Origin of the sequence: Roseateles agri (assembly GCF_034043675.1) — a bacterium.
Taxonomy (GTDB): Bacteria; Pseudomonadota; Gammaproteobacteria; order Burkholderiales; family Burkholderiaceae_C; genus KK5.
The window spans coordinates 98837-112316 of sequence record NZ_JAXCLA010000006.1 but is presented as its reverse complement, the minus strand read 5'-3'; the positions used below and the strand labels follow the sequence as shown (position 1 = coordinate 112316).

The following is a 13480-nucleotide window of genomic DNA, read 5'->3' as shown; positions in this document are numbered from 1 at the left end:
GGTCGTCCGCTCCAACCTGATCTACGCGAATCGCTCGGTCGGCGTGCAGTTCCAGGGCAGCAGCCCGCAGTTCATCGGCAACACCGTCTACCAGGTGATGGGCGACGCGGTGCAGCTCTACGGCAACGCGAACAACGCGAAGTTCATCGACAACATCCTGTGGGTGGTCGGCGGCGGCGTGGGGCTCAACATCGCTGCCGATTCGCAGAACGGCTTCGTCTCCAACTACAACATCTTCCAGGGTGCCGTCGGCATGTGGCAGGGCACGCAGCGCAGCACGCTGACGGCCTGGCAGCAGGCCAGCTTCGGCGATGCCGACAGCCAGGCCACCGACCCGCTGTTCGTCAACATGCTCGGCGCCGACGGCAGCCTAGGCTACACAGACGCGAGCCACGACGGCCGCGACGACGACTTCCACCTGCAGAGCACCCACGGCAGCTACCACGGCGCCTCGCTCGCGCCGGTGATCGGCACGAACGGCTTGCCGATGCTGCTGAACGGCACCCTGACCAACGACGCGCAGGACTCCCCCGGCATCGACCGCGGCGTGGCCGACCAGCCCTTCGACCAGGAACCCGCACCGCGCGGCGGCTACGTCAACATCGGCGCCGACGGCAACACCCGCCTGGCCTCGCTGAGCCCGGCCGTCTACGTGCGCGTGATGTCGCCCAACGGCGGCGAGACGGTGGCCGAGGGCGAGACGACGACGGTGCGCTGGCGCTCCGACGGCTTCACCGGCCAGGTCAACATCGACATCAGCCGCGACGGCGGCACGACCTGGCTCAGCGTGGCCGCCAACGTGGACAACACCGGCAGCTATGCCTGGATCCCGGTGGCCGGCCAGTTCCCGGGCGGCAACTACATCCTGCGCGTCAGCTCGGTGGCGCAGCCGGCGGTGTCCGACGTGTCGGACGCCACTTTCCGCCTGGCCTCGACCACCTCGGTCTTCTACGTCAACGACGGCTCGCTGGTCGGCGACGAATACGCCACCGCGATCGGCGACGACGCCAACGACGGCCGCAGCCCCGACAAGCCCAAGGCCTCGCTGCAGGCGCTGCTGAACGCCTACGACTTCAAGCCGGGCGACATCATCCTGATCGACTCCGGCGTCTACAACCTCAGCACGAACCTGCTGGTGGACGCGCAGGACAGCGGCGTGACGATCCGCGGCGCGATCACCCACGGCACGGTGCTGAACCGCGGCAACACCAACGGCGGCCAGTACGCCTTCCAGCTCGGCACCAACGCCACCGACGTGACGATCGATCACCTGGTGCTATCCGGCGGCGAGTATGGCTTCGTCGCGCTCGACAACTCGGCCGCGCACCGCTTCACACTGAGCAACACCGAGATCACCGGCAACCGCAGCGGTGGTGTCTGGATCGGCCAGAACGTGCAGGACGGCACCATCGTCGGCAACCTCGTGCATGACAACGGCGGCACCGGCATCTACGGCCAGTACACCCTGCGCCTGGAGATCACGGGCAACCAGGTCTACAACCAGAGCACCGGCATCTACACCTACTCGATCGGCAGCAGCCCGGTGGCCGGCGACGACCCGGTCATCCGCGGCAACCAGGTGCACGACGTGGGCCTGGGCATCCAGGCGATCTACAACGGCCAGATCCTCGACAACCTCGTCTGGGGCGCCAGCGACCGCGGCATCGGCGGCTACCAGATCAGCCTGGTGCAGGGCAACACCGTCTGGGGCAGCAACACCGGCATCGACGTCAACAACACCACGCTGCGCAACAACATCGCCTACGCCAACACGACCGGCCTGAACATGTCCAGCGTGCTGGCCGAAGGCAACCGCAGCTATGACAACGCGCTGGGCGTGTCGATCAACGGCGGCACGATGTTCCGCAACAACATCGTCTACGACAACACCAACGGCGTCGTCCTGCAGGGCGGCTACAGCGCCGACGAGACGCAGGGCTTCATCAACAACACACTGGTGCAGACCGGTGGCACCGCGCTGCGCGTGCAGAACGCCAGCAACGCGCACCTCGCGTCGAACATCATCAACCTGCGCGGCGGCGCCGCCGGCGTGGTCGTCAGCAGCAACTCCGAAGGCGGCTTCCAGAGCGACTACAACTTGTTCGGCCAGGGTGCCGGCAGCGTGCTGTTCAACTGGGAAGGCCGTGACTTCACCAGCCGGCCCGACTGGGTCTACGAGACCGGCTACGACGTCAACAGCCGCATCGCCGAGGCGAGCTTCGTCGACACCGACGGCGCGGACAACATCAGCGGCTGGTCGACTTCCGCAATAGGCGCGGCGCGCATCCTCGACGACGGCGATGCCGGCGTCGTCTTCACCGGCAACTGGACCACGGTCACCACCGGCACCTCGGGCTACCAGGGCGACCGGCGCGAGGCCGGCGGCTATGTCACCGGCACCGGTGCCAACTACGTCACCTACACCTTCACGGGCCTGGTGGACGGCACCTACGTGATCGCCGCGAGCTGGAATGACACCAACGGCGTGGCCGGCAACACCTTGTTCACCGCCTACGACGGCGCGCTCGGCAGCGCCGCGCTGACGCGCAACCTGCGCGTGGGCCAGAACAGCCTGCCCAACGACTACACGGCCAATGGCGCGAAATGGCGCGACGTGATGACGGTCGTCGTCACCGGCGGCACCCTGACCGTGCAGATCAGCGACAACGGCTCCTACGGCAAGATCCTCGCGGACGCGATCAAGCTGCAGCGCATCGTCGGCGATGCCGGCGCGGATGACGACTTCCACCTGCAGGCCGGCAGCGCCGGCGTGGACGGCGGCGACCCGACGCAGGCCTTCGTTCGCGAGCCGGTCAACAACGGGGCGCGTGTCGACCAGGGCGCCTACGGCAACACGCCGGAGGCCACGCAGAGCCCGGCACCGATGGTGCAGGTGATGGGCCCGGCCGGCTACGCCAAGCTCGAGGTGGGCGTGCCCACGACGATCACCTGGCACACCGCCGGCGTGGTCACGACCGAGCCGACCCTGCTGCTCAACGCCGGCACAACAGGCCCGGTCAACGCCGGCAGCCTGGGCAACTGGCTGCGCAACGGCTACATGACGCAGAGCTACGGCAACGGCAGCTATGGCGACCCGGTGGACATCAGCGGCGTCACGAACCCGGCGCCGCAGTCGGTCTACCAGAGCTTCTCGTATGCGAACGGCACGGCCGGCCAAGGCCTGTCGTGGGCGCTGCCGGTGGACGATGGCACCTACACCGTGCGCCTGCACTTCGCCGAGGACTACATCTACAACCAGCCGGGCAACCGCAAGTTCGACATCGTGCTGAACGGCACGACGATGCAGGCGAACTTCGACATCCGCGCCGAGGCCGGCGCGGTGCGCAAGGCCGTGGTGAAGGAATACACGATCACCGTGAGCGGCGGGCAGGGCATCGACCTGGACCTGATCAACCGCGTCGGCGGTGCCGAGATCAGCGGCATCGAGATCCTGCGCAACGTGCCGGCCGGCGATGCCGCCGCCACCGTGGATCTGCAGACCAGCCTGGACAACGGGCTGACCTGGACGACGATCGCCAGCGGTCTCTCGATGGACCGCTTCGGCGACGGCAGCTACCAGTGGACGCCCGAGCAGGCCACGGCCGGCAACACCGCGCTGATCCGCGCGATCGCCCACGCCGCCGGCGGCGCGACGATCGCCAGCGACACCTCGGACGAACCCTTCCTGATTGCCAACGGCGGCACCGCCTACTACATCAACGACGGCTCCACCGCCGGCGACGAGTACACGACGGCGATCGGCGACAACGCCAACAGCGGCAAGGACGCGGCCCATCCGATGGCCAGCCTGACGGCGCTGCTGCGCGCCTACGACCTGAACCCCGGCGACACGATCTACGTGGACACCGGCCACTACACGCTGATCACCAACGTGGTCGTCGGCGCGCAGGACTCGGGCGTGAAGATCGTCGGCGCCACCGTCGGCGCCTCGATCCTGGACCGCAACAACACCGGCGGCGGCCAGTACCCGCTGCAGCTGGCCGGCGCCACCGACGTGACGATCCAGAACCTGAAGCTGACCGGTGGCCAGTACGGCCTCGTCGTCGGCGACAGCTCGGCCTCGCACCGCTTCAACCTGGTGGGCAACGAGGTCTACGGCAACAGCTCCGGCGGTATCTGGATCGGCCAGAACGTGGCCGACGGCCGCGTCACCGGCAACCTGGTGCACGACAACGGCGGCACCGGCATCTACTCGCAGTACACCTACCGGCTCGTCGTCAGCGGCAACGAGGTCTACAACCAGAGCACCGGCATCTACAACTACTCGATCGGCAGCAGCCCGGTGGCCGGCGACGAGACCATCATCCGCAACAACCAGGTGCACGACGTGGGCCTGGGCCTGCAGATCCTGTACGACGGCCAACTGCTGGACAACAGCGTCTGGGCCGCCAGCGACCGCGGCATCGGCGCCTACCAGGCCGGCACGGTCACGGGCAACACCGTCTGGGGCAGCAACACCGGCATCGATACCAACGGCCAGACCATCGGCGCGAACACGCTCTACAGCAACACGCTGGGGATCAACATCAGCAGCGGCACCGCCTCGGGCCTGCGGATCTACGGCAACACGCTGGGCGCCTCGATCAACGGCAGCGCGATGTTCCGCAACAACCTGCTGTGGGACAACGTCAACGCGATCCGCGTCAGCGGCGGCTACAGCGGCGACGAGCAGCAGGGCATCGTCAACAACACGATCCGCCAGCAGGGCGGCCGCGCGATCGACGTGCAGGCCAATGCCAACAACGTGCGCATCGTCAACAACATCTTCGCCACCTCCGCCGGCGCGACCAATATCGTCGTTCCGTCCAACTCACAAAGCGGTTACTTCAGCGACTACAACCTGTTCTCGGGCACCGGCGACAGCGCCAGCGCGCCGATCGGCATCAACTGGCAGGGCCACGATTTCGACACCCTGCTGAACTGGCGCTTCGAGACCGGCAACGACCTGCACAGCCAGATCGGCAACGCCAACTTCGTCAATGCCAACGGCGCGGACGGTGTCTCCGGCTGGTCCGCGGCGCCGGTGGGCGCCTCGAAGATCCTCGACGACGGCGACATCGGCGTGGCCTTCACCGGCAACTGGACGACCGTCACCACGGGCACCTCCGGCTACCAGAGCGATCGGCGCGAGGCCGGCGGCTACGTCACCGGCAGTGGCGCCAACTACGCGACCTACACCTTCACGGGCCTCACCGCGGGCACCTACGTGATCGCGGCCACCTGGAACGAGACCAGCGCCGTGGCCGGCAACACGCTGTTCAGCGCCTACGACGGATTGGCGAGGACCGGCAACCTGGCGCGCAACGTGAGAGTCGGCCAGAACAGCCTGCCGACGGACTACACCGAGGGCGGCGCCAAGTGGCGCGACGTGATGACCATCGTCGTCACCGGCGACACCTTGACCGTGCGCATCAGCGACGGCGGCGCCTACGGCAAGATCCTCGCGGACGCGATCAAGATCCAGCAGATCGTCGGCGACGGCGGCGCGGACAACGACTTCCGCCTCGCCGCCGGCAGCGCCGGCGTGGACGGCGGCGACCCGACCAGCGACTTCGTCAACGAGCCGGTGCACAACGGCGCGCGCATCGACCAGGGCGCCTTCGGCAACACGCCGCAGGCCACGCAGAGCCCCGCGCCGGTGATCCAGGTCAACGGGCCCGACGGCTACGCCAAGCTCGAGGTGGGCACGCCAACGACGATCACCTGGCACACGGCCGACCTGATCGGCACGGAGCCGGCGCTGCTGCTCAATGCCGGCAACACCGGCCCGGTCAGCGCCGGCAGCCTCGGCAACTGGCTGCGCAACAACTACATGACCCAGGCCTACGGCTACACCAGCTACGGCGACCCGGTCGACATCAGCGGCGTGACGAACCCGGCACCGCAGGCGGTGTACCAGAGCATCGCCTACAGCAACGGCACGCCGGGCCAGGGCCTCTCGTGGGCGCTGCCGGTGGACGACGGCCAGTACATCGTGCGCCTGCACTTCGCCGACGACTACATCTATTCGCAGCCCGGCACCCGCAAGTTCGACATCGTGCTGAACGGCACCACGGTGCAGGCGAACTTCGACATCCGCGCCGAGGCCGGCGCGGTGCGCAAGGCGGTGGTGAAGGAGTTCAACGTCGTGGCCAGCGGCGGCCAGGGCATCGACCTGGACCTGATCAACCGCGTCGGCGGCGCCGAGATCAGCGGCATCGAGATCCTGCGGGTCGTGCCCGGCGGCGATCCGCAGGCCACCGTGGACCTGCAGACCAGCCTGGACAACGGCAACACCTGGACCACGATCGCCAGCGGCCTGCACATGGACCGCTTCGGCAACGGCAGCTACACCTGGACGCCCGACCAGGCCTCGGCCGGCAACACCGCGCTGATCCGCGCGGTGGCCCATGCGGCCGACGGCAGCACGGTGGCCAGCGACGTGTCCGACGAGCCCTTCCTGATCGCCAACGGCGGCAATGTGTTCTACGTCAACGATGGCTCCACCGCCGGCGACGAGTACACGACGGCCGTCGGCAACAACCTCAACAGCGGCAAGGACGCGGCCCACCCGATGGCCAGCCTGACGGCGCTGCTGCGCGCCTACGACCTGAACCCCGGCGACACGATCTACGTCGATACCGGCACCTACATGCAGTACACGAACCTGATGCTGCAGGTGCAGGACTCGGGCGTGACGATCCAGGGCCCGACCGGCCTCTCGCATACCGCCACGCTGGACCGTGGCAACGCCAGCTACAGCGCGGCCTACACCGTGCAGTTCGCCGGCGCCGACAACGTGACCCTGCGCAACGTCGCCGTCACCGGCGGCCAGTACGGCATCGTCTTCCTGGACAACGCCGACAGCGACGGCAACACGATCGTCAACGACGAGATCCACGCCGCCACGCAGGACGGCATCTGGATCGGCAGCACCAACGACAACAACACCTTCAGCAACAACATCCTGCGCAACAACGGCAACCGCGGTGCCTACCAGCAGTACGGCAGCGGCAACCTGTGGGACAGCAACGACGTGCGCAACAACCGCGTCGGCTTCGAGATCGATTACACGAACGCGAGCAACGTCGTCAGCAACAACAAGATCCACGACAACTCGCAGTTCGGCGGCTACTTCTACAGCGACACCGGCCTGATCGTGCGGGCCAACGAGGTCTACAACCAGGCCGGCACGGGCCTCTACGGGCTGTACGGGAATCCGTACTTCGAGGCCAACATCGTCCACCACAACGGCACCGGCATCGAGGTGAACCAGGGCGGCTGGGTCAAGGGCAACTCGATCTATGCCAACACCAACGGCGTCATCAGCTACCAGTCGTTGATCGAGGGCAACCGGCTCTACAGCAACTCGGTCGGCCTGGTCGAGAACGGCTACAGCCGCGTCATCAACAACGTCATCTACGCCAACACCAACCAGGGCGTGCGCATCACCGGCGGCCACACGGTGGGCGACGGCGACGGCTTCTTCAACAACACGATCTACCAGCTGGTGGGCGAGGGCGTGCGGCTCACCGGCGGCGCCTCCGACGTGGTGTTCGTCAACAACATCGTCGACGTGCAGGCCGGCTACGGCATGTCGGTGGACGCCGGCAGCGCGACCCGCTTCGTCAGCAACAACAACCTGCTGTACCGCGGCCCGGCGGCCAATGCCTTCATCGGCATCTGGGCCGGCGCCACGCAGGGCACCCTGGCCGGCTGGCAGGCCGCCAGCGGCCAGGACGCCAACTCGGTCAGCGGCGATCCGAAGTTCATCGACATCGACGGCGCCGACAACATCCTCGGCGAGCAGGGCCTGTCCACCGGCAACGGCAGCGACGACAACTTCGAGCTGGCCGCCGGTTCGTCGGCGATCGACGCTGCCAATGCCTACCTCGCGCCGCCCAAGGATCTGGAAGGCCGCGACCGCCGCGACGACCCGTCCAGCCCCAACAAGGGCACTGGCTGGGACCTGTTCGTGCCGACCGATGCCGGCGCCAGCCTGTTCACCGCCGGCGGCACGGCGCAGAACTTCCGCACCGGAGACTACGCGTTGCAGGTCACCTTGCCCTTCGCCTTCACCTTCTACGGCAAGACCTACACGCAGGCCTGGATCAACGTCAATGGCTTCATCCAGTTCGCCGGCCCCGACTCGGCCTACAGCGGCAATGCCAACAGCACCGAGCTGCTGCTGCGCAACGTGCGCATCGCCGCACTGTGGGACGACCTGGATACCGGCCCGACCGGCAAGGACATCTTCATCACGTCCACCGCCACCAGCTACACGATCCGCTGGGCCGCCAAGCTGCAAGGCACGAACACCGACGTCAATGCCGCGCTGACCCTGTTCGCCGACGGCTCGGTGCGCTTCGACTACGGCGCGGGCAACACGGGCCTGACGCCCACGGTGGGCCTGTCCGCCGGCAACGGCGTCAGCTACGTGCTGTCGAGCTACGACGGCCAATCCAGCCTGGCCAGTGCCAACTCGCTGCTGTGGAAGCCCACGCCGGGCCTCGTCTACTACGACATCGGCGCCTACGAGTTCCAGGGCAACTCGGGCGACACCGTCGGCCCGACGGTGACCGGCATCTCGCAGCTGCCGCCGAGCGGCGGCACGACGGCGGCCGCGTTCACGTCCATCCAGGTCGATTTCAGCGAGGCGCTGAACGGCGTCTCCGCGCGCAGCCCGGCCAACTACGAGCTGCGCGGCGCCGGCGCCGACGGCATCTTCGACACCGGCGACGACGTGCTGATCAAGCTGAGCCCGTTCTACAGCTTCCCCGAGACCAGCCTGACCCTGAACTTCGGCGACATCCTGGCCGACGGCAAGTACCGGCTGACGCTGTCCGGCACCAAGGCCATCTTCGACACCGCCGGCAACGCGCTGGACGGCGACGGCAACGGCACGCCGGGCGGCGACTACGTGCGCACCTTCACGATCGACCGCAGCGCCAACCACGCGCCGGTGGCCGCGCCCGCCACGGTGACCGTGGCCGAGAACGGCAGCATCGTCATCACCCTGGCCGCGACCGACGCCGACGGCGACCCGCTGACCTGGAGCATCCCGACCGACGTGCAGCACGGCACCCTGTCCGCGCTGGACCCGAACACGCACCAGCTCATCTACACGCCGGACGCCGGCTACAACGGCATCGACAGCTTCGTGTTCAAGGTGGACGACGGCAAGACCGGCGTCTCCTCGGCCACGATCACGATCAACATCACGCCGGTCAACAGCGCGCCGGTGGCGCAAGACCAGAGCGGCTCGCTCAACGAGAACGGCACGCTGAACCTGCTGCTGGCCGCCACCGATGCCGAGACAGCGCGTGCCAACCTGACGTTCGAACTCGTCACCGGCCCGCAGCACGGCACGATCACGCAGGGCGCCAACGGTGCCTGGGTCTACACGGCGGATGCCGGCTACGTCGGCACCGACAGCTTCACCTGGCGCGCCAAGGACCGCGGCGATCCGGACGGCTCGAACGGCAACGCCGCGACCTCCAACACGGCGACCTTCACGCTCAACGTGCTCCACGTCAACGCCGCGCCGGTGATCACGCCGGTGGCGGACCAGACGGTCAACGAGGGCTCCACCTTGACGGTGCAGCTGACCGCCACCGACCCTGACGGTCCGGGCAAGACCTGGACCCTGCTGAGCGGCCCCGCCGGCGCGACCCTGGATGCCGCCACCGGCCTCTTCAAGTGGACGCCCGCCGACGGCCCCAGCAGCTTCGACGTGCTGGTGCGAGTCAGCGACGGCGGCAGCCCCGAGGCCTACAGCGACCTGAGCTTCAAGATCCTGGTGATGGACGTGGCGCCGGTGCTGGTGTTCACCAAGCCCAACAACGGCAACGGCGTGGCCGGCCAGGCCTACACCTTCACGTACACGGTGACCGACCCGGGCCAGGACACGATCAGCTCGCTGCAGGTCGACTGGGGCGACGGCATCGTCGAGACGATCAACGGCAATCCGAAGAGCCTGACGCACACCTACGCCGACGGCCAGGACGGCGACTACACGATCAAGGTCACGCCGACCGACGAGGACGGCGCGCATCCGCCCAGCACCTTGAGCGTGCACATGGAGTTCAACGATCCGCCGGTCGCCAACGCGCAGAGCGTGACGGCCAGCGAAGGCCAGCCGAAGGACATCCAGCTCAGCGGCTCCGACCCCGAGGGCAGTGCGTTGGTCTACAGCCTTGTCAGCGGGCCGGCGCACGGCACGCTGGGCGCGATCGACCCGGCAACGGGTGTGGTGCGCTACACCTCGGCCGACGACTACAGCGGCGCCGACAGCTTCGTCTTCAAGGTGACCGACGCGGGCGGCAAGTCGTCGACCGCGACGGTGAGCATCACCGTCAGCGCGGTGAACCACGCGCCGGTGATCTCGGACGTGCCGCGGCAGTCGGTCGACGAGGGCCAGGTCTTGACGGTCCACCTGTCCGCCACCGATCCGGACGGCCCGAACCCGGTCACCTGGACCCTGCTCGACGGTCCCGACGGCGCCACCTTGGATGCCGACACCGGCGTGCTGACCTGGCTGGCCAAGGACGGCAACGCGAGCTTCTCGTTCACCGTGCAGGCTGACGACGGCGCGGGCGGCAAGAGCAGCGCGAGCTTCGCGGTCGACGTGCAGGACGTGGCGCCGACCTTGGCCGTCAGCGGTGCGGCGACGTCCAAGACCGGCGAGCCCTATGCGATCAGCTTCTCCGCCACCGATCCCGGCCAGGACACGATCAGCCAATGGACGATCGACTGGGGCGATGGCCAGCAGACCACACTGGCTGGCGATGCAACGACGGCCTCGCACAGCTACGGCGCGGTCGGCAACTTCGCGATCGTCGTCTCGGCCACCAACGAGGACGGCAGCTTCGCCGCCGATCCGCTGAGCCTGGCCGTCACGCAGAGCAACCGGCCGCCGGTGGCCAGCGACGACAGCTACAGCGTCCACGCCGGCAAGCCGCTGGTGATCGCCGCGCCGGGCCTGCTCTCCAACGACAGCGACCCGGACGGCGACGCGCTGAAGCTCAGCGCCGTGGACACGACCGGCACGCAGGGCACGGTCGTCTTCGCCGACGACGGCAGCCTCACCTTCACGCCGCAGGCTGGCTTCGTCGGCAACACGCAGTTCAGCTACACCGTCAGCGACGGCAAGGGCGGCACGGCCGACGCCATCGTCCGCATCAGCGTCACCAACACCGCGCCGGTCGCGGCCAAGGACAGCTTCACCCTGTTCGCCGGCCAGACCTTGAACCTGTCGGCGCCGGGCCTGCTGGCGAACGACAGCGATGCCGATGGCGACCCGCTGTCCATCGCATCCTTCGATGCCGCCGGCACGCAGGGCACGGTGCAGCTGACGGCGGACGGCCACCTGGTGTTCACGCCCACGGCCGACTTCATCGGCACGACCAGCTTCAGCTACGTGCTGAGCGATGGCCTGGGCGGCACCGCGAGCGGGCTGGTGGAGTTGAACGTCATCGCCCAGCCGGCGCTGCACGTGAGCAGCTTCCAGGCCACCGACACCGGCTTCCGCCTGCGCTTCGACAAGGCAGTGGACGCGAGCCTGGTGCAGCTCTACGGCACGGGCGCGCTGGTGCCGGACCTGAGCCTGGTGCTGGGCACGACGGCCGTGAACGGCACCGTGGTGTTCGATGCCGACGGCCAGGGCCTCAGCTTCGTCAAGGCCGGCGGCGTGCTGGCGGCGGGCGACTACACGCTGAAGCTCAATGCCGGCGCGGATGGCTTCGTGAGCCTCGGCGGCCTGAGGCTGGACGGCAATGGCGACGGCACGACGGGCGACAACTACCTCAAGACCTTCAGCGTGGCGGCCTCGTCGGCGCCGATAGTCTCGGTCGAGGACTTCGCCCGTGCGCCTGGCCAGGCGGCCAGCTACGACCCGGCGGCGGGCGGCTTCGCCATCAGCGTGCAGAACGCGAACGGCCTGAACCACCTGAGCTTCGACCTGCGCTACGACCCGACGCTGCTGAACGTGCAGTCGGCCGCGGCGATGACCGGCTTGCCAGCGGGCAGCACCGTCAGCGCGGCGGTGACGCAACCGGGCCTGCTGCATGTCGAGGTGACCTTGGGCACGGCCTACGCCGACAACGCCGTGCACAAGCTGGTGCTGGTGAAGGGCATGGTGCCGCTGTCGGCCGCCTATGGCGCCGCCCAGGTGCTGAGGCTGGAGGGCATCGCGAGCAATGTGGGCGCGGGCCGGGCGGACGATGGCATCCATGTCGTCGCGCAGCTCGGCGATGCCGACGGCGATCACACGCTGACCGCCGCCGACGTGACGCAGCTGCAACGCCTCGCCGCGCGTGCCGACTCGGGGCTCGCCGCGTACACGCTGGTCAACCCGCTGCTGGTGGCCGACGCGAACCGCGACGGCATCGTGACCGCGACCGACTCCGCGATGGTGCTGGCCGCCAGCCGCGGCACGGTGGTGGCGGCGGTGCCGACGGTGGTGACGGTGCCGAACCTCGTCGTGACCCGCGTCACGCCAGAGAACGACGGCTTCAGCCTGCGCTTCGACCGCGCAGTGAACGCCTCGCTGATCGATGCGGCGGACCTGCAGCTGAGCGGCCCCTCGGGCGCGCTGGCTGGCAGCATCTTCATCGATGCCGACGGCAAGGGCCTGCGCTTCGTGTCCTCGGGCGGTGTGCTGTCCGCGGGTGCCTACACGCTGACCTTGAAGTCCGGCGCCAGCGGCTTCGTCGGCCAGGATGGCAAGCAGCTCGACGGCAATGCGGACGGCACCGGCGGCGACGACTTCGTGACGGGCTTCCGCGTGCCGGCGGCCAGCGGCGCCGTCGTGCATCTGGACGACTTGAGCGCAACGGCCGGCAGTACCGGCCAGGCGCTAACGCTGAAGATCGACGGCGCGGCCGGCGCACGCAGCCTGTCTTTCGAACTGGCCTACGACCCCGCCACCTTGCAGATCGACGACGTGGTGCTGGCCGCTGGCCTGCCGCTCGGCGCGCTGCTGAAAGCCGATGCGAGCCAGCCCGGCCGGCTGGTCGTGCAGTTGAGCCTCGGTGCCGGCCTGCCGGATGGCGCGCTGCGCGAGCTGGTGACGATTCACAGCAGCGTGCCCGCCTCGGCGGCTGTCGGCACGGCGCGGCTGCTGAAGCTGCTCGATGCCACGGTCGACGGCCTGGCCGCGCGGACCGACCAGGGCGTGCAGACGGTCACCGCGGCCGCGCCGCTGCGCACCGGCAAGCCGTTCACGGGCGGCGGCACCCTGCGGCCGATGCCGATCACCGCGCCGGTGAAGGTGTCCTCGGGTCTGCCGAGCACCCCGCCGGCACCGACGCTGGCCGTGCCGGCTGCCCTTGCGGCAGCGGCGGCGCCCGCGCCGGTCGTGCGGCTCGGCGCGGCGCTGGACTTCGGTCTCGAAGCACCGCTGGCCAGCAACACCTGGGTGAATGACTGGGTTGCGGGATCACGTCAAACAGTGCCCAATGATTGGAAGCTGACGATCTAG

Annotated in this window: 1 protein-coding gene (only partly in view); it reads left to right on the top strand. The window is 68.5% G+C overall.

Annotated features, from left to right (window positions below):
- Positions 1-13480: the 3' portion of an Ig-like domain-containing protein gene (locus tag SNE35_RS18600; RefSeq protein WP_320424469.1), read on the top strand. It extends 29516 nt beyond the left edge of the window; only the last 13480 of its 42996 coding nucleotides appear in the window; its start codon lies beyond the left edge, outside the window; its stop codon occupies positions 13478-13480.